Here is a 25,639-nt window from a genome sequence, read left to right on the forward strand (position 1 = left end):
CATAATGAACTGGCCTTCAATTCAGTTACATCGTGCATTAAAGCCGATTTTCGTTCTGCGAAAGTTGAGTTAATTAGTTTTATCTTTCAGAATTTGAATAAAAATATTTCATTCGATCCAAGTCTGGCAATTGACACAGAATCAAACTTATCCTCAGCGGTACTAAAAAACATAATGTTTACAGTAGGTTTTGAATTTGATGAAGTTTGGGAAAAGAAAATACAACAAATTGATAGCAAATTGTTAAAGCATAGAAACGAAATCGCTCATGGTGAGTTAATCGAAATAACTGAGGAACTATACGAGGAGCTACACAATTTTGTTTTAGGCACCCTAGAGGAATATAAAACATTAATTGAGAATGCAGCGTATACCTCCAGTTATCAGAAAGCAAGTTAACATAACGGACATTACCGTGTAGCTACGGAGACCCGCCGGATCATCCAAGGGAGCATCTTTTTGAACCGGATTCGGCGTTTAATGCGCCTGTACCAGCCTGCCCGCACAGCTCCCGCACCGCCAGCCTACACAGAATAAGCAAAAAGGAAGCTCCCCGCCAACCTGCGCGAGAGCTTCCTTTTCGTTGTGCTGCAGCGGATTTAGAAGGCCAGACCGCCTGCTTTATTGGACCGCAGCAACGAGATCGGACAGCTTGTCGAAGCTGCGCTTGATGCTTTCCATTTCATCCATCGTGATGATATCCTGCTCGATAATGACGTATTCCGTCTTCGTCGATGCTTTCGCGCCCTCCAGAATTTGCTGGATCGGGAGCGAGCCGTAACCGATTTCCACAAAGCTGTCCGGTTTGAAAATAACGCCAAATGTATCGAATCCGATCGGCTGGCTCGCGTCAATCAGCTCGAACACATTAATCGGCTGGACAGCCGCCGGCATATCCTTCTGATGGATCAGCTCGCAGCGCTCTCCGAGCCTTTCCAGCAACGGCAAGACGTCCACGCCGCCGCGCAGCGCCCAGTACGTGTCCAGCTCAAATTTGACCAACTCCGGATCGGTATGCTGCAGCATCAGGTCAAAAACCGTATGGCCGTTAAACGGCTGGAACTCGTTAAAATGATTGTGATAATACAATTGGAGGCCATGCTCCCGAAACCGCTTGCCGAACTTGTTTAATTTTTCGGTATAGGCCATCACATCGTCATAGCTTTGGAAAAACTTGATCGGGATAATGACCTTGCTGGAGCCGATCGCCTGATTGTACGCAATCGCCTGTTCGACCTGTTCATCCGTATCAACCATGATATGAGTGCCCAGCACCTGCAAGCCGGCCTGTCTGCTCATCGCGTTCAGCTCATCCGCAGGCATCGCGGTCACGCTGAACGGGTTGTCTCCCCCATCCAGACCGACCGGAATTTCAATATGACGAATGCCGATTTCAGCTACCCGCTCCAGTGTTAGCTGACGGTTTTGCGCAAAGGAATTACGGATCGAATACATTTGCAAGCCAATTTGAAAAGACAAGAGCAAGACCTCCCCGGATTCACTGCATGAATTCGCTGCGCTTGCAGGAAGCAAGATGTGCGGATGGCTGCTGCGCTGCGATGTAACCGGTTAGATTTAACCGGTTACATTATTTTTATCATACCGGCGGCTACACTGTCAACTTGCTTCGGCGGCTTGCCGGGTCCAGGGCCGCGCCTGCCTGCAGCGTATACTTGAAACAACGGCACGGCCGCAGCTGCCGGACTGTCTGCAGCTGCCGCATCCAGTCTGGCCTGAACCGCTACATCCAGCTCGATGCGCGTCATGCGGTATACATATAGCTGCCATACCTTTGTTGCAGCTTGTTGACATTATGCTAAAAATCACATCAGTAGACCGACAGGATTTCCTGTATAGTTCAGGAATCTTGGGTAAATCCTACAAGTAACTTACCGCAGTTACCGGGAAGGAGCTCAACCTATGGCCGCCCCGTCCTCGTTAGCGTCTGAGCCGTTTCAGGCTGATTTGGAGCAAAATTTCACCTGCCTGCAAACGATTTATCATAACTGTGCGGACGTCAAGTTTCATAAACTTTCCATCGGCGGACATACCGCCGCCTTTGTCGTTTTTATCGAAGGCATGATTAATATGGAACTGCTCGACCAGCACGCCTTGTCGCCGTTGATCAAAACGATCCCGGTTACCTGGGACGATCCTGTCAAAACGTTGTCCGCCATCGTATCCATTACCGACTTCACTTCGCTAACCACCTGCGCGGAAGCCGTTGCCCACCTGTCGAACGGCAATGCCGTGCTGTTCATTGATCAACTGACGACCTGCTTCTCCCTTGGCGTGGCGGGCTGGGAGAAACGTACCATTGATGAACCGGCGGCCGAATCGGTCATTCGCGGCCCCCGCGAAGGCTTTATCGAGACGCTTGGCGTCAATACCGCGATGCTGCGGCGCAAAATTAAAGACCCGTCACTGAAAATTGTGTCCTGCCAGGTAGGACGACTGACACAAACGGTTGTGGCGACGGTTTACCTTGACGGCATCGCGACGGAATCGCTGGTCGCCGAAGTGGGGCAGCGGGTCAAAGCCATTGATGTGGACGGCATTTTGGAAAGCGGCTATCTCGAAGGGTTTATCGAGGACAATCCGTATTCGCCGTTTCCGCAAATTCAGATCACCGAGCGGCCGGATGTCGTCAGCGCGGCGCTGCTGGAGGGCCGGGTCGCACTCCTGGTTGACGGGACGCCCTTTGCGCTCATTGTGCCGACAACGCTGTTTTCCTTGCTGCAATCGCCGGAGGACTATTACCAGCGCTTTATGATCGGCACGTTTATTCGCTGGCTACGCTTCCTGTTTTTTGGCATTTCCTTGCTGCTTCCGTCTTTGTACGTCGCGATTTTAACCTTTCATCAAGAGATGGTGCCGCCGTCTCTGCTGCTCAGCATCTCGAAGTCGCGCGAGGATATTCCGTTCCCGGCGCTCATTGAAGCGCTGCTGATGGAAATTTCGTTCGAGGCGCTGCGGGAAGCGGGGGTTCGCTTGCCCAAGCAGGTTGGCGCTGCAGTCAGTATCGTCGGCGCACTGGTCATCGGCCAGGCCGCGACATCGGCAGGGCTTGTCTCCTCCCCGATGGTCATGGTCGTCGCCATTACAGGGATCGCTTCCTTTCTGCTGCCGCAATATGTGACAGGCATCGCGATGCGCGTGCTGCGGTTCCCGATTATGTTTTTGGCCGGCATGTTCGGGCTGCTGGGTTTAATGCTGGGATTTATCGCAATTGTCATTCACCTGTGCTCGCTGCGGTCGTTTGGCATGCCGTATTTGCAGCCGCTGGCCCCGATGCGACTCGCGGAAATGAAGGATGTGCTGATCCGCGCTCCGATCTGGGCGATGCTCAAGCGACCGCACCTCACCGGGCGCGCCAACTTTACCCGCCAGCCGCGCGGGCAGAAGCCGGCTCCGCCGCCAAAGCCGGACGATGTGCCGGAAGCGCAACGGCGGCGCTGAGCCTCTGAGCCCTGCACTGAATCTGTACACGCATTACGGAAAGGGGCAAGCCCGATGAGCGCATTTCACAGCTTCGTACGTCTGCGGCCCCTGCTCCTGCTTGCCCTGTGCTCCGTCCTGCTGACCGGCTGCTGGGACCGGCGGGAGGTCAATGACCTTGCGCTGGTGACCGGCGTCGCCATTGATCGCAAGGACAGCAAGCATCTGGAGCTTACCGTGCAAATTTTTATTCCCCGCAGCAGCGGGAACGGGGCAGCCACGATGGAACAGCAGTCCATTAGCAGCAACTCGACCTTCATCCAGTCAGCTCTCGGTGAAAATGTCGCCGATGCTCTGGCCCAGCTGCAGGATAGGCTGGCGCGCCGCATGTTTTGGGGACACTCCGAGGTGTATATTTTCGGCGAGGAGGAAGCAAAAAGAGGTCTGCGGGAGGATATTGATTACTTAATGCGGGCTTCGCAGCCGCGCGAGCGCGCCTATGTTTACGTCTGCAAAGGTCAGGGGAAAAAAATATTGGAGCTTCATTCCTTGCTCGAACGAGATACGGCGGAGGTGCTGCGGGAAATGACCAACAATAAGGCGTCTGTCTCCCTCACCTTGGCGCAGCTGTCTGCCAAGCTGACCAGTGAAAGTCACGCCGCCGCAGTGCCGTACGTGGACAAGCTTCCCCCGTTGAAAAAAGAAGAGCCTGACAAAACCGTTGGCTATATTAACGGCACGGCCATTCTCAAAAAGGACAAAATGGTTGGCTTGCTTAACAATCACGAGGCGCGCGGCATTTTATGGCTTCAGGACGCGATCAAATCTGCGGTCGTTACCGTTCACCCGGAAAACACCAGGGACACAGTTTCCTTGCAGCTGATGCATAGCCGTTCCCGGCTGCAGCCTGCGCTCGCAAACGGCAAGCCCAGCATGCAGGTCATCATCGAAACGACCGATGATGTGCTGCAAAATACGACCAGGCTCGATCTGCTATCCGATCAAGCGGCAATCCGGCAAGTTGAGGAGCGCATGAACGAGGATATCCAAACCCGCGTCCATCTGGCGCTGGACAAGGTGCAGAAGGGGATGAGGGCGGATGTGTTCGGCTTCGCCGGAGCGTACCATCGCGCCTTCCCCCGCCAGTGGAGGCAGATGAAAAGCGACTGGGAGACGCTTTTCCCCCAGATTGAGGTTACGGTGCAAGCCCATTCCAAAATGGCCCGGCCCGGGATGGCCAACATTAAGCTCCGTCAGCATCTGGAGGAAAATAAAGCGAACTAAATCGAAGGAGGGCGAAGCGATGAGCTCGGTGCGGATCAGCAGAAATCAGTTGTTTTGGATGATCTCCACGATGCAGGTTGGCATGTCGGTGCTGCTGACGATCAACCCGACGATTGCCGCGGCGAAGCAGGACGCCTGGCTGTCCTCGACCATCGCCGGAATCAGCGGTATGCTGTTTGCTTACGTATGCTGCCGGATCACCGCCCTGTACCCGGGAGAAACGTTAATTCAGTTTGCGGGCAAAATTTTAGGAAAATGGCCAGGGCATGCCGTCATTTTCCTTTACATGCTCTACTGGTACGCTGTAATGGCGATCATTTTGCGCCAATATGCTGAATTTATCATCAGCACCATTCTGCCGTATACGCCGGTCATCGCCCCGGTGATCGGCATGCTGCTCGTCGCGATGTATGTAACCGGCATGGGCCTCGAAACGATTGCGCGCTGCGGCGAAATTTTCGGCCCGTTTATTTTACTCGGCATAGCGCTGCCGCTGCTGCTCAGCCTCAAGCAGGCGGAGATTCACAACCTGATGCCTGTGTTTGTCGACTCCGGCTGGATGACCTTGTTCAAGGGAGCGTTGCCCACCGCTTCCTTTCTCAGCGACAATATGATGCTGCTGGTGCTGATCGCCTTCGTCAACAAGCCGCAGCAAAGCACGCTGCCCGCTGTGCTGGGGACAGGGATTGCCGCACTGCTGACGATGGCGTCCACGCTGCTCAGCGTCGCTTTATTTGGCTATGCGACCTCCTCCGGGCAAACCTACCCGTACTTTAATCTGGTCCGCTATTTGTCATTCGGCTTTATCCAGAATATGGACTCCATTGTCGTCGCCATCTGGATTATCGGCGTCTTTGTAAAGGTGGGACTTTATTTCTTTATCTGCACCTACGGCACTGCCCAATGGTTCGGCGTTCGCAAGTGGACGAGGATGATTGCCTTCACGGCTCCCGTAACGCTCTTACTGGCGATGGCGCCGCGCAATTTTTACGACAGCTCCGTCTGGTTTCCGAAATCCATCGCGATTCCGTTTGATTTGCCCGTGTATTCGATCATTTTGCCGCTGCTGCTCTGGGGTGTGGCCGCTTTGCGCAAAAAAAAGAAAAAGCCGCGCCCTTCCCCTTCATAACAGCGCGCTCCTTTCCCTTTATCCGAGCTCCTTCGCCTCCTGCGCATCCTCATGCAGCTTGAACTGCTCGATCTGGGTATGCAGCTCGCCTGCAATTCCGACCAACTGCTGCACCTTGCTGTAAGACGATTCAAACGCCCGCTGCTGCTCCAGCGTCGAAGCGGAAATTTCCTCGCTGCCTGCCGCCGACTGCTCGGTCACAGCCTTATATTTTCCACCGCTTGCAGCATTGGGATAACCCTATTCTTATTCATTGTCAGAGCCTCCCTGATCGGTAACGGTATGCTTGTTTCTTCCTTCCGCACATGAGACAATGGCTTACAACGGCGGGATTCAGCCGGATGCCGCGAATTCAGGCAAATTGATCGCGTGCGAAGCAGGGGGTGCTATAGTCAGGTGTACCAGGAAAAGCATGTGCTGGAACGGACCGCAGTCCGGATTTTCCTCGACATTTATAATCGAAATCATACAAACAAGCTGCGGCTGCTCTACCAGCGCGAACGGCCGGACGCCGTGCTTCAATTTCAGAATCAGCGGCTGCTCGGCATGGAAATTACCCATCTGTTCTACGATTCCGAAGAAGCCAAGCTGCTGCTCGGCCGCTCCAAGGGGCGGATTCACAGCCAGGAAGTGATTGAGATGCTGATTGCCGAGCTGAACAAACGTATCCGCATCAAGGAAACCAAAATCAATCAATACGCTACCGGCTACCCGATCGCCTTAATCATCCGCAACGTGTCGCCTTCCTTCGGCATGTCAGACATTTTACGCGCCAAGCCGCTGATTGAGAAGCCGCGCGGGCGGTTTACGCAGGTCTGGTTTTTGTCACGAGACGGTGAAGATGAGTGGCTGTTGACCGACCTTCAGGAGCTTTAGGCGCACACGATCAACCGGCTCTCCTGCGCGGCAAAAATTTTTTTGAATCGTCGAAACCAGTCTCCGCCTCTGTCGTACTAGTTACATGCTGGAATGATCCAGATCACGAATTTGTAGGAGGAATGTGTGTGGGACTGTTTGATATGTTTAAAGGTGACAAAAGTACAGAAGGCATGACTCCTCATTTTGCATTTGCAACCTCGTTGCTGTACATGATGCAATCCGATGGCGAGATGGATCATGAAGAAGTAGGACAGCTGCTGTCCGTACTCGGCGGCGAAGAGCAAAACGGCGTCATCGGCGTTGGCGCCAACAACCGCGCTCTGCTGGATCGCGCTTTGAAGTACATACGCTCCAATTCGGTGGACAAGTTCCTCAGCGAATCGGCCCCGATCCTGACCGACGCGCAAAAAATTTGTATCTTGATCAACCTGGTAGATTCCTCCCTCGCTGACGGCCAGCCGGAGCGCGAAGAGCAGGAATTATTCGCGAAATTTTTGCAAGCCTTCCATATTTCCGAAGAGCGCTTCACTCCGTTTTTCGAGGTTATCAGCCTGAAAAACGACCGCTCTGTCTTTTTGGACCAAAACCATCCGAAAAACCAGCCTGGTTACCAGGTTCGTCTGAACGTGTAATCGTTCGTTATAAGAAACGACTTTCCTATCGGCAGCAAGCCAAAAAGAGCCTCCCCAGAGGCTTTTTTTGTTTCTGTCATCCAGACTGCCGTTGACCTACACCCTATACACGATCAATCCGATCACTACCGCAATCGCTAAATGGATAAACGTATTGCCGGTTAGCCGTACCCATCGTTTCGCGCTCTTGCTCGTCCATAATCCGTATACAAACGCACCAACGACATAGACGGCCAAATAAATGACAACCTGTAGCACCGCTTCACCCCTGTCCCTTCTGTCAACCTGCACATGCTGTCCACACAGCTGCACATCCGGCAAGCGGATGTGTTCTACCAAACCATACCATATGTGCTCCCCGTTCCGCCACACCGAAAAGGCCAACCCCCTTCATCCATTTTGATGATAAAGTTAATTCAACCTATATTTTCCTCAATCCTCTCGTGGTACGCTTTAGATGCTTAACTCGACTTTGCCTGAAAGGAGCTGCCATTTTCCGTACGGTCCCCTATTCTACAAAATGAGAGGATGATTTGCTTTGCTGAAAAAACGATTTGCGGTCACGTTCCTGCTTCTAATGTCCCTCGTGTTAGCCGCCCTGCCGGTTCATGCCTCTACCTCGTATCAATGGGTAACACTTGACTATTTCAGCTCATCCAAAGATTCGTACAGCCGTTACGGAACCGATGTGTACGTCAATGTCGGCAACATGGCCGCAGGCAGCAACCGAAGCAACGTTTATTTCGAGGTTGTCGATGCGTGGAGCGGCGTCATTGACAGCGGCTACGTGATTCCGGAGTATGACCGGATTCATAACCTGCAAAGCGGCGAGTCCTATGTCAGCCGGGAATACCATTTTGATACCGCTCGTCCGATTCAGGTTGTGCTTTACAGCACCAATGGCTACGGAAGCGAAGGGGAAGCTTACATCGAGTGGATTACGAATTGATGGTCAGCAGCGTGCCCCATCTTTACAATTTCGTATATTTGCCTGTCCGCAGGTACATGATACAATGGTGATGGCACGCACACCGATCATGGCCTAAAGGAGCGAATCGAATGTCAGTAATCGCCTATTTGAATTTTCAAGGAAACTGTCGTGAGGCCGTGGAGTTTTATGCAGACGTTTTCGGTACCGAGAAGCCGCAATTCATGACGTTCGGCGATTCGCCGCCTAACCCGGAATATCCGCTTCCGGAGGAAGCGAAGTCGCTGATCATGCACACGAATCTGAAAATTGACGGCAGCTATGTGATGTTTTCCGACACGTTCCCTGGCATGCCATATACAGCCGGCACAAACATCAGCCTTGCTCTCGTCAATAAAGATACAGACCGGCTCAAAGCCCTTTACGCGAAGCTGAAGGAAGGCGGCCAGGTTCGCATGGAGCTGCAGGAAACGTTCTTTAGCAAATGTTACGGCGCGCTGATCGACAAATTCGGGATTGAATGGCAGTTTAGCCATGATAACCAGGATTTTACCGCCTAAGCAGCGTCCCTTTCACGAAAAAAACGGCGGCCCCGCAACGGGGCTGCCGTTTTCTTGTCCGGCGCCTTCGACAGCCGTTCCGCACACTGTACGCCAAAAAATCATGGCCACGCAAACGGAGGCCATGATTTCGGTTCAAACGTACGTGCCATGAACTGCCTGTGCTACGAGTTCACAAGCAGTAAAATCATCGCGGCCACCACAACGATCACGATAAGACTTGCCACCCACAGCCTGGCACGGGACCCCGCCGGAGCTGCCGGCTCGGACAGAGCCGCCGCTTCCCCGGAGCCTGTCGTAAAAGCGCCGCAATACTTGCAGGAAATGGAGCCTTCCGGAACCCTTTCGTTACATTGCGAACAAAATGTCATGGACATGGGCCTCACTCGCATTCCATTGGATTTGGCTACGCATAGGTAATGTATGCGCTCCCTGCAGCCCTCCATTCATACGTTTAGGCAGCTGTTTGCTGTGGAATGTATACGCTTTTGCGCTGAAATGATGCCATGTCGTCCAAGCCTCGGATGCGCTGTGAAGCCGCTGTGATTCGGGGGAAAACAGTCGCTCGCTACGGCAACGGCTCACATAACGTCTGCAAATGCTTATCCACGATCGCCTCCAGCCGCTCCACGGCCAACCGACCCGGCTGCATCATCTGGTGAATCGCCAAACCGTCCACAAGCGCATACAGCTTTTCCGTCTCCAGCTCCACATCCAGTCCAGGCCGGGTTAGCCCCTGCTCCAGCAATGTTTCCACCACGTACCGCGAAGCTTTGAGCAGTCCGTTTTGCATTTCTTCCGTCAGCCGCTTCAGCTCCGGATAAATCAGCGCCTTGGCGTTAAATGAAAACCAAACCTCCATTTCCAACATACGATCCTCATCAACCGGCATAAACTGCATCAGCAGCCGTCGCATGTCCTCCAGCAGCGGTCCGTTGATTTCAAAAGCTTCCAGCCGCATGTTGATGCGATGCACAAACAAATTCATGCAAAACGCAAACAGCTCAGCCTGCGTGGAAAAATAATGGCGCATCGAGCCTACGGACAATCCCGCCTCCTCCGCAATGTGGCGAACCGTCGCCTGATCCAGCCCGGACCGGTGGATCACCCGCAGCGCAGCTTCGGCAACAAGATGCCGCTGTTTATCATGATCTACAATTTTTGGCATAGCTCTATTATACAGGTTTCTCTTTTTATCGTACAACGTGTGACAAAAAGGTTTATTCACGCCTGGCAAACGGCTCGAAAGATGTGAACCCGTCCCCCAACGCGAAGAAGACCGCCCGAAACCGGAACGGTCTTGTTCTCAATCAACCTGCATATATCGCGTGCCGGAGCGGTTGCCTCGCACTAGGCGTGGAAATCGGTTCCGTCAAGCACTTCCTTCACATAACCGGCACGGATAACGAAGTCGCCAAAATGCTCGCCTTCTGTCCGCTCCTTCGCGTAGCGGGCAAACATTTCGCCCAGCGAATCGAGAATTTCCGTTTCGCCGATCGTTTCCTTATACAGCTTGTTCAAGCGCTGTCCGGCGAAGCCGCCGCCAAGATACATGTTGTATTTGCCCGGCGCTTTACCGATAAAGGAAATTTCAGCCAGCATCGGACGCGCGCAGCCGTTCGGGCAGCCGGTCATCCGGATGACGATATCGTCATGACGGAGGCCGTTTTCCTCCAGCAGCAGATCAATTTTGCTCAGCAGCTCCGGCAAGTAACGCTCCGCCTCGGCCATCGCCATCCCGCAGGTTGGCAGCGCCACACAAGCCATCGCATTGCGGCGCAGCGCGGAATGATGCGCGCCATCGTCAAGCTGGTAGTCGGCAATCAGCTTCTCAATCCGTTTCTTTTTGGCTGTCGTGACGTTGCCGATGATCAGGTTCTGATTCGCCGTCAGCCGGAAATCGCCGGTATGCACCTTGGCAATTTCCCGCAAGCCGGTCATCATCAGATAGCCGTCCTCGTCCTTGACGCGGCCGTTTTCGATAAACATCGTGAAATGCCACTTGCCTGTGGTGCCCTTGACCCAGCCGTAGCGGTCGCCATGATCCTTGAACGCATAGGCGCGTGGTGCAGCCAGCTCCCAGCCAAGACGCGCCGTCAGCTCGCCCTTCACCCAATCGAGCCCGCGGTCATCAATCGTATACTTGAACCGGGCGTGCTTGCGAACGGCGCGGTCGCCGTAATCGCGCTGAATCGTGACGATTTTCTCCGCCACTTCGACAGCCTGCTCCGGCGTGCAGAACCCGATGACCTTCGCCACCTGCGGGTATGTCGCCGTATCGCCGTGCGTCATGCCCATGCCGCCGCCAACCGCGACGTTGAAGCCTTGCAGCTTCCCTTTTTCCACGATTGCAATGAAGCCCAGATCCTGCGAGAAAACGTCCACATCGTTAGACGGCGGCACCGCGATGCCGATCTTGAATTTACGCGGCAGGTACACCGGTCCGTAGATCGGCTCCTGCGGCGCGTCGGCCTGGCTATCCACTACCTTCTCGCCGTCCAGCCAAATTTCATGGTAAGCGCGGGTATGCGGGTCCAGATGACTGCTGATCTTACAGGACCAGTCATAGACCTCGGCATGCACCTCGGATTGGTCCGGATTCGGGTTGCACATCACGTTGCGGTTAACGTCGCCGCAGGCGGCCAGCGTGCTGAGCATCGCATCATTGACTTCGCGAATCGTATTTTTCAAATTCCACTTGATGACGCCGTGCAGCTGAAACGACTGGCGCGTCGTCAACCGGATCGTTCCGTTCGCATATTTTTGCGCGACCCGGTCCATCATCAGCCATTGGTCGGAGGTTACGACCCCTCCAGCCGCGCGCACCCGCAGCATGAACTGGAACGCAGGCTCCAGCTTTTGCTTATGGCGCTCATTGCGCAGGTCGCGATCGTCCTGCATGTAGCTGCCGTGGAATTTCATCAGCCGGTTGTCCATCTCCGGGATCGAGCCGGTGATCCGATCCTCCAGCGTCTCGACCAGACTGCCGCGAAGATAATTGCTTCGCCGCTTCAGGTCCTCGACATCGCTGTGTCCGGCCGTATTGGAAGATGAGATTAAATTAATAGCCATGGTGGGAAAGCCCACTCCTCTCGTTCTGGGTCAGGATTTAATAAACATCCCGCTGGTAACGCTTCTCCTGCTGCATCCGGCTCAAATACTCCGCTGCCGTCTCCTGGCTCAGTCCGCCCTCTTGCTCCAAAATCGTGATGAGCGCCGCGTGGACGTCATGCGCCATCTTTTTCTCGTCGCCGCACACATAAAGGCTTGCGCCTTCCTGCAGCCACTGGTACAGCTCCTTGCTTTTCTCCAGCATCCGGTGCTGAACATAGACCTTCTGGTCCGTATCGCGGGAAAACGCCACATCCATCCGGGTCAGCACGCCGTCCTTCAGCCAGCGCTGCCATTCGAGCTGGTACAGGAAATCGGTCGCAAAGTGCTGGTCGCCGTAGAACAGCCAAGACTTTCCTGCCGCTCCCGTCTCCTCGCGCTCACCGAGGAACGCGCGGAACGGAGCAACGCCGGTGCCCGGCCCGATCATAATAATCGGCGCATCGGGATTGGACGGCAGCTTGAAGTTCGGGTTCTGCTGAACGAACACAGGCAGCGCAGAACCGGATTCGGCGCGTTCGGCGAGATGCACCGAGCAGACGCCATAACGCTGACGGCCGCGCGCCTCATAGCGTACTGCGCGAACCGTGACATGAACCTCTTCCGGGAATGCCTTAGGACTGCTTGAGATCGAATACAGCCGGGCAGGGAGCTTGCGCAGCACGCCGACGAAGCCGGCTGCAGGCACACCCTTCAATTCAAAGTCCTGCACGAGATCCAGCAGGTCGCGCTCCTGCAGACAGGCCCGCAGCTCCTGCTCCCGTCCTGCTTCCAGCAGCTCGGCCAGCTTGGCGCTGCCCGTCAGCTTGGCAAGCTGCTCGATCAGCGTCTTGGTCAGCACGGTGATTTCATAATGACGCAGCAGCGCATCGCGCAGCGCCAGCGGCTCGCCTGTCTTCGGCGCGGCTACCTGCTCCTGCGCATTCCAGCCCATCGCCGCGATCAGCTCATCGACCAGCTGCGGATGATTTTCCGGATAAATGCCGATGCTGTCGCCCGCTTCATACTGCAGATTCGAGCCTTCCAGCGAAATTTCAAGATGGCGCGTTTCGCGGTCGGAGCCGCGTCCGTTCAAGTTCAAGTTTTCCAGCACTTCCGCCTGGAACGGATTGGAACGGCTGTAGTCGCTCTCGGCGGCAGCTTCCACGGCTTGACCGGCTGCCGATCCGGCCGGAGCCGCCGCTGCCGAAGCGCCCTCGAGCGCCGCAAGCACTTGAGCCGTCCATTGTCCGGCCAGCTCGTCGTAATCTACGTCGCAATCGGCGCGATCGGCCAATCGTTTGCCGCCCAGCTCCTCCAGACGCTTGTCGAAATCTTTGCCTGTCTGGCAGAAAAACTCATAGGAGGTATCACCGAGGCCCAGCACGGAATAAGACAAGCCCTCGAGCTGCGGCGCGCGCTTGCTGTGCAGAAATTCGTAGAAGGAAATCGCGCTGTCCGGCGGTTCGCCTTCTCCGTGCGTGCTGACGACCAGCAGCAGATTTTGAATTTTTTTCAGACCGTTGGTTTTGAAATCGTTCATCGACGACAGCGACACCTGGAAGCCGCGTTCTTCGAGCTTCTTCGACAGCTTCTTCGCCAGTCCGCTGGAATTGCCGGATTGGGAACCGAACAGCACGGTCACTTCCTTGGAAACCGGAGCCGCGGCCGGAGCTGCTTGCGGAGCAGCAGCAGCAGGGATCGCCGCTGCAGCCGGAGCAGCCGGAGCGGCCGCCGTCGGAGCTGCGCCTGCGGATGCCTGCGCAGCCAAAAAGCCGCTTAGCCAAACTCGCTGACCCTCGGTTAACGTAGGCAGCAGACGATTAAGCAGCTCTGCTTGTTCTTGCGTAAAAGGACTGTTTGTCACATGAAATTCCACGAAATAATCCACCTCGCCTAACATGCCATGATAGTTGCTACATACCCAATATGCTTACTATAAACGTACCAGCAAGGGATGTACAGGTCAATTAGAGTATTCTTATGAGATTCATCAGACTTTCTGATAAGTTCAAGATGTAACCGCGCACTTATATGTATCCAAGCTTCCACGCAACACAAATAGGGCCCCCGCTTATCCAAGATAACCGGAGGACCCTATGCTTCGTTTAACCTATTCAATTTGACTGCTGCACTCCAATCTGCCTCGATTTTAATCCCTTTGCGCCTTCCAACGTTGCCTGAGACCCGCATGCCTTGAATTCCGGCACGCTTCGCTAGCCCATTTCAACGGAATCGCCGCCCTTCCAGGAGGATTAGGGAGTAACTTCAACGTGGACCGGTCGCTTGTCGAAATTCCGGTTCCAGGTTGAAACTTGTGAACTGTGGTGTGCTGGGCTCTCCTTTCTTGTCTCTTACTCTACTCCTTTATTAATAAATTGTAAATATTCAGAATATTCTATTTTCGTAAAAAAGAACACGCTTTTCTTCCATTATCGCTGATTTCCTTACAATATCTTAATATTTCGGACAAAAATGCTTTATCGGCTCGCCAGGGCCCGTCTGAGCTTCAGCCCTTTGCCGAACTCGACCCGCAGCGTCAGCGCCAGCAAGCTAAGCGCGCCGAGCCCGATCAAAAAAGGCTGCCCCGCACCGGCAAACTCGCCGATTCCCATCAGCAAGCTCATCGCGGCTGTCGGCGCCAGCGGCTCGCCATAAGCTTTCCACCAGTCGAGCGAAAAGCCCTCGCGGTAAAAAAAGTACACCATGGCAAGCGCTGAAGCCGCCCAGCTGGCCGTATAAACCCACACCGCCCAAACAGCGCCTGTTTGGACCAGCAGCGGAACAAGCACAACAACGATCGCTCCCGCCAAAATCATGACCCAGAAATTCGCTTTCGTCTTGCCGATCCCTGCCAAAATATTGCCGCCCAGCCGGCCGACGGAGGAGAAAAACACGCCAAGCGCCAGCAGACGGATGTAGGTGGCCGATTCCGCGGTCACATACCCTGCGCCAAACAGAAAGCTGTTGATTTCATCGGGAAATAAACAAATGGCTGCCGTCAACGGATACAAAATAAGATTATTGTACCGGATGCATTGGGTACCCCGGCGTCTGCTCTCCTGCGGGTCACGTGCGCTTTCCGCCACAAACGGGAGCGTAACAATCATAAACGCCCAGGTGACAATGCCGATAAACCCTGTAATCCGGGCTGCATTGGCCAGCTGTCCGACTGCAACCACCGAGATGGAGCCGATCATCATCACAAGAAACGGCTGCTGGAACGCCTTGGCGATGTTGCCGGCCCACATCGGAACGCCGTACTGCATCAGCGCCTTCAAATCATCCGCCAATACCGGCCCCCACAGACGCGGTCGATGTACCCGGATGACTCGCCAGCTGATCAGCGCCGCAGTGAATGCGGAGCCGATGCCCGTCCACAGCGAAACGCCCCAGAGCAGGTGGTGAAACGGCGCGAGTACGCCCATAATCATGCCCGCCGTGGAAAACAAGGTCATCATCACCATAAAGAAAGCCTGGGTGCGGAAATCGCGGTTGCCGGAGAAGGACGCGACGCCTATATTCACGATGGAATTGCACAGCAAAGTGATCGAGCTGAGCATAAGCGCGCCCTTCAGCTCCGGGATGCCGTACGCCGCCGCCAGCACAGGCGCCAGCAAGCAAACCGCGAGGCTAACCACAACCCCGCTTGCCGTGCTGCCGACGAGCGCTACCCGCAGCTTGAGCCGGATCGCCTCCTCCGCGGCGGTGGAGAACGTATACACCAGCGCATTCGTGAAGCCTGCATTCAGGAACAGCGTAATCATCCCGAATATTTGCAGCAGCAGGTTCACCTCGCCGAACTTGACCGGATCGTCCAGCAGACGGGCCAGCACGATGCTGCCGATCGTCTGCAGCAGCTGGTTAATAAACAGCCCCAGTACAATAATGGATACGTTGCGCAGTAAAAACCGCTGGTTGTCGGTAAACCGGAATCCGAATTTGGCCATGTTCATATGCAATCTCCCTTTTCCTGCTGGTTAAATTGAGCTTGCTCCCGGATTGAAATCGCTTGCTTTATCGTAGCAAAAGGAACGTTGCAACTGCAACTGTCAAATCGGCCGATAACAACCGCAAGGCACGCGGAATGGCCGGTTTCTTCCGCTTTTTCCATACGAACCGGCAGTATGGTGACTATTTCGGCGTATCCTGCCCATTCTGCGTCCAACTTCCCCACTAACGCAAATAGGGACCCGGCTTGGTCATCCAAACCGAAGTCCCCAGGCTTCGTGCAACCGACTCCGTCTCGCCTGCTTACGCTAGCCCTTTACTGCCCCTATGGTCATCCCCTTGACAAAATATTTCTGGAAAAACGGGTACGCGATCAAAATCGGGATGACGGCAATTACCGCAATCGCCATCCGGAACGTCTCGCTTGGGAGCTGGGCAACCTTTTCTCCGGCGCTTGCACTCAGATCGCCATTGCTGGCCAAAAACTGGATGTCGCTCATAATCCGGTTCAGTACGTTTTGCAGACTGAACAATTGAGGATCCGTAATATAAATCAAGCCGTTATTCCAATCATTCCAATAGGCCAGTCCCTGAAATAATCCGACAGTAGCCAAAATCGGCAGCGACAGGGGCAGCACAATTTTATAGTACATCTTGAATTCGCTCGCTCCGTCAATGCTGGCTGATTCAAGCACGGGTACCGGAATCGTCGTCATGAAGAAGGTTCGCATCAGCAGTACGTTGAATCCGTTCATGAGCAGTCCGGGGACGATCAGCGCCCACAGCGTATTTTTGATATCTAATAGTTGCGTATAAACGAGATAGGTCGGAACGAGCCCTCCGTTAAAAAGCAGTGTAAAAAACAACATAAAGGCAAAGAAGGTGCCGCCCGGCAAATCGCGCCGCGATAACGGATAGGCCAGCAGCGAGGTCATGATCAGGCTGGCCGTTGTCCCTACTACCGTAATCAGAACCGTAATTCCATACGCATTAAAGATCAGGTAGGACTGCTCCCACAAGTATTGATAAGCGCCAAGGCTGAACTCCTTCGGAAAGAAGGAGTAGCCATGCTGTATAATGGATGTCTCTTCGGTGATGGAAGACATAATCAGCAGCATGAACGGAAGCAGGCAAGTGACAGAAAACGAAAACAGAATGGCGTGTGCGGCCCACTGCCAGGCCTTGTATTCTTTATTCATGGCGTCCCCCTTAGAACAATGCGTTTTCTTTATTGATTTTGCGGACCACGTAGTTGGATACGATGACAAGCACGAAGCCGACCAGCGATTGGTAGAAGCCCGCCGCAGACGACATGCCGATATTGCCGAGCTGAAGCAAGCCGCGGAATACGTACGTATCAATGACGTTTGTGGTACTGAACAAGGCGCCTGCATTCATCGGAACCTGGTAAAATAGGCCGAAGTCCGAGTAGAAAATGCGGCCGATCGCGAGCAGGGTAAGCATAATAATGACAGGCGTGATCAATGGAATCGTGATCTGACGAATTTGCTGCCATTTGGAGGCCCCGTCGAGCGTGGCTGCCTCGTAGTATTCGGGATCAATGCCGATGATCGCCGCCAAATAGATGATGCATGCATAACCCGCGCCTTTCCACACATGGACCAGAGTCAAAATGACAGGCCAGTATTTCGGCTCGTTGTACCAGGAGATCGGGTCAATGCCCAGCGCGGGCAAAATGGTTTTGTTCATAAAGCCGCTCTCCATACTCAGCATGGAATAGACCAGATAGCTGACCAATACCATGGAGATCAGAAACGGCAAAATAATAATGCTCTGATACAACCGCGAGGCGATTTTGCTCTTGATTTCGTTCAGCAGTATAGCGAAGCCCACCGAAACGACGAGGCCGATCAAGATAAACGCGACATTGTACAGGATCGTATTCCGAGTGATGATATAAGCATCTGAGGTTTGAAACAAAAACTTGAAGTTTTGCAGCCCGATCCAGTCGCTCGCCCATATCCCCTTAGCGAAATTAATGTCCTTGAAGGCAATGACCAGACCGAACATCGGGAGGTAGTTATTAACGATCAAGTACACAAGACCCGGGATCATCATCAAATAAAGCGGACTATATTTCCAAATTTTCTTTCTTGTCATGCTTCGCGTGCGCGCTGCCATGGTTTGGTTCCCCTTTCCTTCTCAAGCAAGTTAGCTGTTTTGTACCTTAATCGTACTGAAAACGAGCTGAGCTCACTACCGCTCCGACGACTTCACAATGGCACTTTGCCGACCATTCGACAGCCGCCGCACACCGCAAAATACCCCGACCGGAGAAGCAACCGATCGGGGCATTGATTTACTTTTCAATCACGTTCAGCTCTTTGTTAATCACGCCGAGCAGCTCTGGCGGAATGTTGTAGAAGACAAGCTGGGACATCTTTTCGATCGACATGACGCCGCGAGTGGCCTCGAAAAAGGGATGGTTCGTCACATGAGCGAAATACTTCAGGAATACCGCTTTTGCCGCTTCATTGCTGTACAGCTCCTCAATCGTGTCGAAGGTCGAAAAGCCGCTGCTTTTCAGCTCAATCGTTTCCGTGTCCGTCAGATCGAAGTTCTCAAACCAGTTCACGACATGCGCGGCCTTCTCTTCCTTAACGTGCACGTAACCGAGGTCCTTCTGCTGAACGTGAACAAGCACAATCTCGTCTGTATGCACAACGCCTGCGCGATCTGTTCCTTCAACCTTGAGCAAATTTTCTCCAAGCCGGAAAACCGCATCCTTCACGACCTTCATCGGTGCATCGCTTTCCAGCTCGGCGATCAGCGCTTGATTCAGATATACCCGAACATGCCGTACGTTGGACAGCACAACGATGTCGTTTAACGGCTCGTGCCGGTTGACAAACCGCCGGCCGGCAAGATGAACGAACGGCTCCTTGGACCAATACGCTTTGTATAAAAAGAATGCATCCTTCTTTACGGTACGATCCAACGTAACAAGGCCCTTCAGGTTTTTCCCGGTTTCGCCCCCCTCCTTCCGGTTCGCGCTTCCGAAGTCAAACATATTCCATACATACCCGCCCAAGACAAACGGTCTGGCTTCAAACGTTTCTAACGCATTGTGATGGAACAGCAGCTGATACTCCTCGGTGTAATCCTGCACCGCAGGCTTGTAGGCATGATAATTCGGATTTGTATCTACCCCGTACTCTGACACGAGCACCGGAATATGCGGCCGGTCGCTGTGAAACGCATCCAGCCGCTCAGCCAAATCCTTGATTTCCCCATAATACCAGCCGTAATACAGGTTGTAGCCGACGATGTCGGTGAAGTCGTTGATCAGGCTTGTGTTATCGACGCCGTTAATGTTGGCCTGCGCGATGATCCGGCCCGGGTCCAGCTGTCTTGCCGCTTTGACGAGCTTCTGAATGTTCTGATAGGTCTGCTCCGATTCGACTGCGATCGTAATTTCATTTTGCACACCCCAGCAATAGATCGAGCAATGATTATACGCTTGCTTGATAAGCCGCTCCAGCTGCTCCATCGCGTTGCGGCTTTCCGGGTCCTTGGTCGAAGGGATGCTGATGTAAGGAATTTCGGCCCATACCAGCAACCCGTAGCGGTCGCATAAGCGATAAAAATAATCATCATGCTGGTAATGCGCCAGACGAATGCTGTTCGCGCCAATCTCCCGGATGAGCGACATATCCTGGTCCATATGCGCCCTGGTGATCGCGTTGCCGACCCCGGCGTAATCCTGATGGCGGCATACGCCATTTAATTTGATCGGCTTGCCGTTCAGGAATACGCCCCGATCTCCTGTAACTTCCACGGTTCGAAAGCCGATCTCTAGGCTTCGTGAGTCCTGCAACACGCCATCCATGCTGGCAACGACTTCAACCGTGTAAAGATAAGGCTGCTCCACGCCGTCCCAAAGCACAGGGCGCTCAATCTCGCTGCGAATCCTGAACTCGGCTGCAGCGGCCGGCGACAGCTCCGCATGTGCCTTCGCGACAACGGAGCCGTCACGGTCCTTGATTTGCAGCTTGATATCCGTCTTCGCAGCGGATATGGCTTCATAAATCACGCAGCCGCTAGCCACCAGCTCAAAGCTGTGCTCGCCGAGCTTCCGCTGAGACAAGTATACGCCGTCTCTCCCATTGTCCAGCAGATCGAAATGTACATCCTCCACGATAAGCAGCTGCACGTCCCGGTACAACCCGCCGTAGAAGGTGAAATCAGCGAGCAGCGGGTACACCTCGTTATCATAGCCATTGTCAACTCTGATGGAGATCAGGTTGTCTCCGGCAGTCAGGAACGGACTTAACGCGGCCCGGAACATCGCATACCCGCACCGGCTTTCGGCCGCAAGATGACCGTTGACATACACAGACCCGATATTTCCGGCAGCTCCTATCTCCAAATAAAGACGCTTGGCGTTCTCTTCCGCGGTAACCGTCAACGTCCTCTGATACCAGCACGCTCCCCGGTAATAAGCTTCGCTGCCGCCTTGCCCGTCCGTATCATTCCAGCAGTGCGGCAATGTAACCGGCTGTCCGGCCTCGATTGGCTTGTGGGCATAATCCGGATTGTTGGTTTTCGTGAATACCCAATTTTCGTTCAGTAACACGGCCTTGGTCATAAAGCATTCCCTCTTTCCCGAGCATGGCTGCGCTTGTCGCGCCAATTGCCCGGCCAACGGCATCGTCGGGCGGGCAATTGGAGCTGGCAGCTAGCGTTATTTATTTGTTTTGGCCCATTCGTCAAGCTGCTTTTGCTTTTCTTCAATAATTTTGTCGATGCCCGCAGACTTCAGCTTGCCGATAAACTCGGGCAAAATTTTATCCGGATCGACACTGCCTGTTTCCAGCGGCAGCTTGTACTGCGTAACCACGTTTGTGACAGCCGCGTATTCCGCCTTAATCTTGCTGGCGTCAAACGTAAAGCCGAGCGCTTTGGACTTGACAGCCGATTTATTAAACTGGTCCATCTTCTCCCAAATTTTCGGGTCATCTCCGTTGAACACGTAGGACAGGAACTGGTTGCCGAACAAGTAGCCCATGTTTAAGCTGTAGCCGGAATTTTTCGCGTCAACGCCTTCCGGAAAGTCAATAACGTTGTCGGATTTGACGACGTAATGCTTGCCTTCAATTCCCCAGTCAAACAAATTGACCATTTCCTTGCTGGCGTACATCAAATCCAGGAAGGCCATTGCTTTTTCCGGTGTTTTGGAGTTAATCGGAATCCCCCACATGATGTTGGTAACGTTCGTAGTCGTAGAAACTTGCGGAACCAGGCTGGCGGTTACAACCGGAATGCCGCTGCTTTTCGATTCCTGCTGCTCGAAGCCAGGCTTCATGTTGGAGAAATAAGCAAAGCCGCGATTCGACTTCAACAAGTCAAACTGGGATGTCTTATTTGTCGCTGCATCCTTGAGAATCAAGTCGGAGGTATACCAGCTTCTCATCTTTTTAATAAATTGCGCATATTCAGGCGACTCGTACAAATTCACGATTTTCAGGTTGTTATCAAAATTGGGAAGAACGCCAATCGAATCCCCGAGCGTATCGTAGGTACGGTACGCGTCAAGCATGGAGCGGCCGATATTGCCCGGAATTAACGGAGACAAGTTCGGCTCCTTCTCCTTGATGAGCTTCAGCGTCGCCTCGACATCGTCGAGCGTACGAATTTTACTGACATCAAGCTGATATTTGTCCACAAGGTCCTTGCGCAGCGTTAAGCCCTGGTTAGCGGCAAAGTCGCGCTGCGTAGGCACCGCGTAGATCGCGCCTGAAATTTTGGCCGCATTGACATAAGCCGGGTCCAGCGCCTTCTTGATGCCTTGGCCGTGCTCCTCAAGCCATTTATCCAGCGCAATGAGCTGTCCCTTGGCTACAAAATTGCTGTACAGATTGCCGGTTACGACCATCAGGTCCAGCTTTTCGTTGCTGCTCAGCATCAGGTTCATCTGCTGCTCCCAGTTCCCAAAGCTGATTGGCGTCAACTTCACCGTAGCATTGATTTTTTCAAGCGAAATTTTATTGATCGCATCCTGCACCTGGGCGATATCTTTGGGCACTGCGCCGAAAATCGGAAAGGCAACATTCAGCTCCGTCGGCTTCTCCGCAGACTTGTCTCCATTAGCCGGAGCCTTGTTTGTGGCTGCACCGCCGCAAGCGGTTAACGTGAGCATAGCTCCGATGATGAGAGCGCTTGCCGGCTTAAATCTGTTGTTCATGGAACTCCCCCATTTTACATAGTATCACTCGCATCCGGACCGGCTTCCTTGCCCGTACCGATCAGCGAAGCTATAATTATTATAAAATTGCCTGGGTGCCTGCTCTGCCCCTCTCACGACTTTTCGCTATGCATTTGCCGACCACGGGACTACGAGTTCAGCTTTGCATGTGCTGATGCATCTGGCGGTATTCGTTCGGGTTTTGCTCCGTATGCTTTTTGAACATCCGCGAGAAATGCGAAAAATTCGAATAGCCGATGTGTGAGGCGACGGCGCTGATCGGCATATCGGTTTTCGCAAGCAGCTCCTGCGCCAGCTTCAGCCGTTCCTGCAGCAAATAGTCGGAAACAGCCATCCCTGTCTCCTTTTTAAATATTCTCGTTAAATAGTCCGGATTTAAAAACACATGCTTGGCAATATCCTCCCTCGACAAGTCTTCGGCAAGATGCAGCCTGATATAGCTGATGACGCGCTCAACAACGCTTTGCGATTGCTCGATAGACTGCATATAATCGATTGCATGGCTCGCGATGTAGGTCATCCAATGCTTCAGATCGGTCACGGAACGAAGCGCTGTCGCCGTTATCTCCTCTGACTGCGGATCGCTGAACAGCTGATGCGCCTGGACGCCTTTCGTTTGCAGCACATAGTAGATCATTTGCTGGAAATCGTGAAAAAATTGTCGCAGAAGACTCGCATCCAGCGCTTCCCGCTGCAGCAGCTGCTCCAGGTAGCCGAACGCTTCCTCCAGCACATGGCGATGTGCGCCATCCTTCAGCATAACCGCCCATATGCCCATATCAGGCAGCTGATTGGCGCTCGGCTTGATCTGCTTGTCAGCTGACCATACAAACACTTTGTTGCTGTAAGCCACATTATTTTTTTCATAGCTTTTCAGCCGCTGTACCATCATGTGCATCTTGTGGCTTCGCACCTGCTCCCCGATATAACCGGACAAATCGCAGTAAAAGTATGAGCTGCACGCTTCGATGTAGCGTTCGCATACCTGCTTCAACGATTCAGTGTCGGAGAAGCTGTCCCCCAGTAAAATCGCCAAAAATTTTCCGTCCTCAAGCCTGATCAGCTGCCCCAGCTGACGATTGTGCAGCAGCATTTCCTCGGCTGAGTTTTTAAGCGCATATTCCATCAGCTTCTCGTCACGCAAGCTCATCGGCTTATGCCAGCGTTGAATGCTGATCAGCACCGGTAAAAAACACATATGCTCCGCATACGGAATATTGCGGTCAGTCGCCGCACGCATCACAGCCTCCGCACTCGGCGGAATGGTCTGGCTAATAATATCCAGCCAAAAGCGTTCAATCAGCATCGGCTGATATTGAAACCAAAATTGGCCGTATTGACTGAACTCCGTCAATTTTGTATGCTCGTTGATGCTCTCAACCGCCTTGAGAATCGTTTTTTCCAGCTCGCCAAATGGAATCGGCTTCAACATGTAATCCAGGCTGCCCAGCTTGAGCGCCTGCTTCGCATACTTGAAGTCGGCATGGCAGGTCAGGAAAATAATGACGGTTTGCGGATGCCGTTCCTTCACCCATTCGGCCAGCTCCAGCCCTGTAGCCTGAGGCATCTCAATATCGCACAGCATGATGTCAATGCGCTCGCTTGCGAAAATTTCGCGCGCTTGTTTGACCGTATAGGCGGTAAATACTTTACTTATTCCAAGCGACTGCCAATGAACACCCGACCTGACCCCTTCAACGGCATGGATTTCATCATCCACGATCAAAAGCTGCAGCATCCAGGCCCCCCCTTCCAGCTATATGCCCGATTGATAGGGCAAATTAATTTCAACGACAGCTCCGCCGGGCAAGCCATTATAGCAATAAATCGTCGCCTTATCGCCATACAGCAGCTGCAATCGCTTGCGAACATTCCAGATGCCGATATGCTCTCCCTCTTCGTCCACGACGCGTTTGCCGGAATGAATGTCCGTCAGCACATGCTCCGGAAAGCCTCGGCCTGTATCCCTTATTATGATTTCAAGGTAAGGCTCCAGCCCTGATTCCACCAAGTCGATCATAACGGAAATATAAACCCGTTCTTCAAGCGTTACGCTATGCTTAATGGAGTTTTCCAGAAACGATTGAATGACTAGCGGCGGAACCGGATGATCGTTCAGGAAGCTCGGCGAGTTGACCGTGCAGGTCAAGCTGTGCGGAAAGCGAAGCTCCTGAATCCGGACATAGTTTTGTACATGCTGAAGCTCCTCCTGCAACGAGACAAATTTCAAATTGCTGTGAAACATAAAGCGGAAATAACGCACCAGGCATAACGTCATCTCCTGAATCAGCTCGAAATTTTTCACTTGCGCCAGGTTATATAAAATGTTTAAGGAATTCATAAAAAAATGAGGATTAATCTGCAATTGCAAATGCTGTAGCTCGGCCTGCTGCTTGCTTAACTGCTCCTCGTACACGTTGATTTTCAGCTCTTCGATTTGGGCAATCATCGTATTAAACGTTTGATTAACGAGCAGAAACTCGTCCGACGCCGGATACGGCTCGATACGGGCATGCACCTGGCCGTCGTTAATTCTCCTCATGACGATAATTAACCGTTTGAGCGGCACGAGCAGCGTTTGGCGAAGAAACAGCAGACTGAGCGGCACCAGCCCGATCGAAGAAAGGATGATCACCTGAATAATACGCGTCAAGCTCGGCAAATTTTGCAAAATTTGCTTGTCCGGTATGACGGCAGCCAAGCTAAAATCGCCTTTTTGCGAGTTTTCCCCGACGATCAAATAATTATTTTGGTGCCCGGACAAATAAAACTGCTGGAAGCCTTTCGTAAAATCCAGATTCGCTTCCGGCAAAGCCTGCGTGCTGACCATCGGAGTCCCTTGGCTCGTAACCAGCAAGGCGCTCCCCTTATCGCCCAGGTCGATCAGGTTCAGCGGCACCAGCAGCGTCTTCGCGCTAACCCATGCCCCGATGTAAAGGTCACCGGACTGAATAATGCGCAGCGCGTAGTAATTTTGCCCGATGGGCTGCATAAACCAGCTGCTGCCGCGGGTTTCGGCCACTGAAGGACTGCCAGCCAAAAACCGGCGCAAATAGTCGCCTATCTTGTCGCTCTCCGCAAAAGTAACTCCTGACTTGAATACATTTAATAGATCGCGGCGGGATTGGGAAAATACAAAAAAAGCATCGACCGATTGAAAATAAGCTATATCGCTTGACAGCTTATTGGAGACGCCATGCTTCGCCAGCACATATTCATCCTCCGAGCCCGGCGCATTCATGGACTGCAGGAGATAGTCCGAGGTAAGACTGATCAAATTACGATCGGCATCCCGCAGCTGCGCGTCAATCTGTCCCATGTAAAGCGAAATCAGATTTTTGTTGGAGATAGCCACTTGATTGTGGACAACGCGAATGCTGTAAAAATTATGGTAAAGCATGAGTCCAATGAGCGGCACGGTTATGAGCAGCAGCCCGACCACCAGCTTGAAGCGAATTGAATTCCATGACAAGCGTGGGATTTTCATGTTTATCCTCATCTTGTGTCCCCCTTCTCCCCGCA

General features: G+C 53.1%; 23 protein-coding genes. 8 read left to right on the forward strand and 15 right to left on the reverse strand.

The genetic code is table 11. The features are described 5' to 3' along the window. Positions 1-399 (forward strand): MAE_28990/MAE_18760 family HEPN-like nuclease (locus AC6ROY_RS19930; RefSeq protein ID WP_500102352.1); only part of this gene is annotated, 399 nt, incomplete at its 5' end. Between the two features lie 222 nt (positions 400-621). Here AC6ROY_RS19930 and AC6ROY_RS19935 read toward each other — a convergent pair. Together AC6ROY_RS19935 and AC6ROY_RS19940 are read right to left on the reverse strand one after the other, a co-directional pair. After that, positions 622-1,479 (reverse strand): sugar phosphate isomerase/epimerase family protein, encoded by an 858-nt coding sequence (locus AC6ROY_RS19935; protein WP_500102353.1) that lies wholly within the window; start codon positions 1,477-1,479, stop codon positions 622-624. Positions 1,480-1,583: 104 nt separating this feature from the next. Further along, entirely contained in the window at positions 1,584-1,766 is a 183-nt protein-coding gene (locus AC6ROY_RS19940) for a hypothetical protein (protein WP_500102354.1), read from the reverse strand. Positions 1,767-1,920: 154 nt separating this feature from the next. On the opposite strand from AC6ROY_RS19940, the gene AC6ROY_RS19945 reads away from it, so the two are divergent. From AC6ROY_RS19945 to AC6ROY_RS19955, 3 genes are read left to right on the forward strand one after another with little or no spacing between them, the layout of a single operon-like run. Continuing rightward, a complete protein-coding gene (locus tag AC6ROY_RS19945; protein WP_500102355.1) occupies positions 1,921-3,459 on the forward strand; it encodes a spore germination protein in 1,539 nt (512 codons plus the stop codon). Between the two features lie 54 nt (positions 3,460-3,513). Then, on the forward strand, positions 3,514-4,722 hold the full coding sequence (locus tag AC6ROY_RS19950) for a Ger(x)C family spore germination protein (protein WP_500102356.1): 1,209 nt from the start codon (positions 3,514-3,516) through the stop codon (positions 4,720-4,722). Between the two features lie 19 nt (positions 4,723-4,741). Further along, on the forward strand, positions 4,742-5,851 hold the full coding sequence (locus AC6ROY_RS19955; protein WP_500102357.1) for a GerAB/ArcD/ProY family transporter: 1,110 nt from the start codon (positions 4,742-4,744) through the stop codon (positions 5,849-5,851). Positions 5,852-5,869: 18 nt separating this feature from the next. Here AC6ROY_RS19955 and AC6ROY_RS19960 read toward each other — a convergent pair whose 3' ends face one another. Beyond that, positions 5,870-6,052, reverse strand: a complete 183-nt coding sequence (locus AC6ROY_RS19960; protein WP_500102358.1) for a hypothetical protein — start codon at positions 6,050-6,052, stop codon at positions 5,870-5,872. Between the two features lie 195 nt (positions 6,053-6,247). On the opposite strand from AC6ROY_RS19960, the gene AC6ROY_RS19965 reads away from it, so the two are divergent. Both AC6ROY_RS19965 and AC6ROY_RS19970 read left to right on the forward strand, forming a co-directional pair. Beyond that, the gene (locus AC6ROY_RS19965; RefSeq protein ID WP_500102359.1) at positions 6,248-6,727 is read left to right on the forward strand and encodes a hypothetical protein; all 480 of its coding nucleotides are present in this window, start codon (positions 6,248-6,250) and stop codon (positions 6,725-6,727) included. Continuing rightward, positions 6,697-7,362, forward strand: a complete 666-nt coding sequence (locus tag AC6ROY_RS19970; protein WP_500102360.1) for a tellurite resistance TerB family protein — start codon at positions 6,697-6,699, stop codon at positions 7,360-7,362. The genes AC6ROY_RS19965 and AC6ROY_RS19970 overlap by 31 nt, the downstream gene beginning before the upstream one ends. A gap of 96 nt (positions 7,363-7,458) precedes the next feature. Here the strand turns inward: AC6ROY_RS19970 and AC6ROY_RS19975 are convergent, their stop codons facing one another. Beyond that, positions 7,459-7,620: a hypothetical protein gene (locus AC6ROY_RS19975; protein ID WP_500102361.1), complete on the reverse strand. Its 162-nt coding sequence runs from the start codon at positions 7,618-7,620 to the stop codon at positions 7,459-7,461. Positions 7,621-7,900: 280 nt separating this feature from the next. Between AC6ROY_RS19975 and AC6ROY_RS19980 the strand changes: the two genes are divergently transcribed. Together AC6ROY_RS19980 and AC6ROY_RS19985 are read left to right on the forward strand one after the other, a co-directional pair. After that, positions 7,901-8,311: a hypothetical protein gene (locus tag AC6ROY_RS19980; RefSeq protein ID WP_500102362.1), complete on the forward strand. Its 411-nt coding sequence runs from the start codon at positions 7,901-7,903 to the stop codon at positions 8,309-8,311. Positions 8,312-8,421: 110 nt separating this feature from the next. After that, complete coding sequence (locus AC6ROY_RS19985; protein ID WP_500102363.1) at positions 8,422-8,850, forward strand: VOC family protein; 429 nt, start codon at positions 8,422-8,424, stop codon at positions 8,848-8,850. 164 nt (positions 8,851-9,014) lie between these two features. On the opposite strand, the gene AC6ROY_RS19990 is transcribed toward AC6ROY_RS19985, so the two are convergent. From AC6ROY_RS19990 to AC6ROY_RS20040, 11 genes are all read right to left on the reverse strand, one after another. Beyond that, positions 9,015-9,221 (reverse strand): hypothetical protein, encoded by a 207-nt coding sequence (locus tag AC6ROY_RS19990; RefSeq protein ID WP_500102364.1) that lies wholly within the window; start codon positions 9,219-9,221, stop codon positions 9,015-9,017. Between the two features lie 197 nt (positions 9,222-9,418). Further along, positions 9,419-10,018: a TetR/AcrR family transcriptional regulator gene (locus AC6ROY_RS19995; RefSeq protein ID WP_500102365.1), complete on the reverse strand. Its 600-nt coding sequence runs from the start codon at positions 10,016-10,018 to the stop codon at positions 9,419-9,421. A gap of 182 nt (positions 10,019-10,200) precedes the next feature. After that, entirely contained in the window at positions 10,201-11,922 is a 1,722-nt protein-coding gene (cysI, locus tag AC6ROY_RS20000) for an assimilatory sulfite reductase (NADPH) hemoprotein subunit (RefSeq protein WP_500102366.1), read from the reverse strand. Positions 11,923-11,959: 37 nt separating this feature from the next. Further along, positions 11,960-13,819 (reverse strand): assimilatory sulfite reductase (NADPH) flavoprotein subunit, encoded by a 1,860-nt coding sequence (locus tag AC6ROY_RS20005; RefSeq protein ID WP_500102367.1) that lies wholly within the window; start codon positions 13,817-13,819, stop codon positions 11,960-11,962. A 601-nt stretch (positions 13,820-14,420) separates the two neighbouring features. Further along, on the reverse strand, positions 14,421-15,896 hold the full coding sequence (locus AC6ROY_RS20010) for an oligosaccharide flippase family protein (RefSeq protein ID WP_500102368.1): 1,476 nt from the start codon (positions 15,894-15,896) through the stop codon (positions 14,421-14,423). Positions 15,897-16,199: 303 nt separating this feature from the next. Beyond that, positions 16,200-17,090, reverse strand: coding sequence for a carbohydrate ABC transporter permease (locus AC6ROY_RS20015; protein ID WP_500102369.1), 891 nt, complete (start codon positions 17,088-17,090; stop codon positions 16,200-16,202). Positions 17,091-17,100: 10 nt separating this feature from the next. Beyond that, positions 17,101-18,033 (reverse strand): ABC transporter permease, encoded by a 933-nt coding sequence (locus AC6ROY_RS20020; protein ID WP_500102370.1) that lies wholly within the window; start codon positions 18,031-18,033, stop codon positions 17,101-17,103. 178 nt (positions 18,034-18,211) lie between these two features. Further along, a complete protein-coding gene (locus AC6ROY_RS20025; protein ID WP_500102371.1) occupies positions 18,212-20,500 on the reverse strand; it encodes a glycoside hydrolase family 2 protein in 2,289 nt (762 codons plus the stop codon). A 96-nt stretch (positions 20,501-20,596) separates the two neighbouring features. Next, a complete protein-coding gene (locus AC6ROY_RS20030) occupies positions 20,597-22,096 on the reverse strand; it encodes an ABC transporter substrate-binding protein (protein WP_500102372.1) in 1,500 nt (499 codons plus the stop codon). A 157-nt stretch (positions 22,097-22,253) separates the two neighbouring features. Further along, on the reverse strand, positions 22,254-23,855 hold the full coding sequence (locus AC6ROY_RS20035; RefSeq protein WP_500102373.1) for a response regulator: 1,602 nt from the start codon (positions 23,853-23,855) through the stop codon (positions 22,254-22,256). 18 nt (positions 23,856-23,873) lie between these two features. Then, positions 23,874-25,604, reverse strand: a complete 1,731-nt coding sequence (locus tag AC6ROY_RS20040; RefSeq protein WP_500102374.1) for a sensor histidine kinase — start codon at positions 25,602-25,604, stop codon at positions 23,874-23,876. Between the last annotated feature and the right edge of the window lie 35 nt (positions 25,605-25,639).

The organism is Paenibacillus sp. sg306046 (assembly GCF_059821225.1).

What these genes read in the sequence shown, in the direction of transcription:
- AC6ROY_RS19940 (WP_500102354.1), bottom strand. Translation starts at nt 1,766, where the DNA reads ATGACGCGCATCGAGCTGGATGTAGCGGTTCAGGCCAGACTGGATGCG.
- AC6ROY_RS19945 (WP_500102355.1), top strand. Translation starts at nt 1,921, where the DNA reads ATGGCCGCCCCGTCCTCGTTAGCGTCTGAGCCGTTTCAGGCTGATTTG.
- AC6ROY_RS19950 (WP_500102356.1), top strand. Translation starts at nt 3,514, where the DNA reads ATGAGCGCATTTCACAGCTTCGTACGTCTGCGGCCCCTGCTCCTGCTT.
- AC6ROY_RS19955 (WP_500102357.1), top strand. Translation starts at nt 4,742, where the DNA reads ATGAGCTCGGTGCGGATCAGCAGAAATCAGTTGTTTTGGATGATCTCC.
- AC6ROY_RS19985 (WP_500102363.1), top strand. Translation starts at nt 8,422, where the DNA reads ATGTCAGTAATCGCCTATTTGAATTTTCAAGGAAACTGTCGTGAGGCC.
- AC6ROY_RS19990 (WP_500102364.1), bottom strand. Translation starts at nt 9,221, where the DNA reads ATGACATTTTGTTCGCAATGTAACGAAAGGGTTCCGGAAGGCTCCATT.
- AC6ROY_RS19995 (WP_500102365.1), bottom strand. Translation starts at nt 10,018, where the DNA reads ATGCCAAAAATTGTAGATCATGATAAACAGCGGCATCTTGTTGCCGAA.
- cysI (WP_500102366.1), bottom strand. Translation starts at nt 11,922, where the DNA reads ATGGCTATTAATTTAATCTCATCTTCCAATACGGCCGGACACAGCGAT.
- AC6ROY_RS20010 (WP_500102368.1), bottom strand. Translation starts at nt 15,896, where the DNA reads ATGAACATGGCCAAATTCGGATTCCGGTTTACCGACAACCAGCGGTTT.
- AC6ROY_RS20015 (WP_500102369.1), bottom strand. Translation starts at nt 17,090, where the DNA reads ATGAATAAAGAATACAAGGCCTGGCAGTGGGCCGCACACGCCATTCTG.
- AC6ROY_RS20020 (WP_500102370.1), bottom strand. Translation starts at nt 18,033, where the DNA reads ATGGCAGCGCGCACGCGAAGCATGACAAGAAAGAAAATTTGGAAATAT.
- AC6ROY_RS20025 (WP_500102371.1), bottom strand. Translation starts at nt 20,500, where the DNA reads ATGACCAAGGCCGTGTTACTGAACGAAAATTGGGTATTCACGAAAACC.
- AC6ROY_RS20030 (WP_500102372.1), bottom strand. Translation starts at nt 22,096, where the DNA reads ATGAACAACAGATTTAAGCCGGCAAGCGCTCTCATCATCGGAGCTATG.
- AC6ROY_RS20035 (WP_500102373.1), bottom strand. Translation starts at nt 23,855, where the DNA reads ATGCTGCAGCTTTTGATCGTGGATGATGAAATCCATGCCGTTGAAGGG.
- AC6ROY_RS20040 (WP_500102374.1), bottom strand. Translation starts at nt 25,604, where the DNA reads ATGAAAATCCCACGCTTGTCATGGAATTCAATTCGCTTCAAGCTGGTG.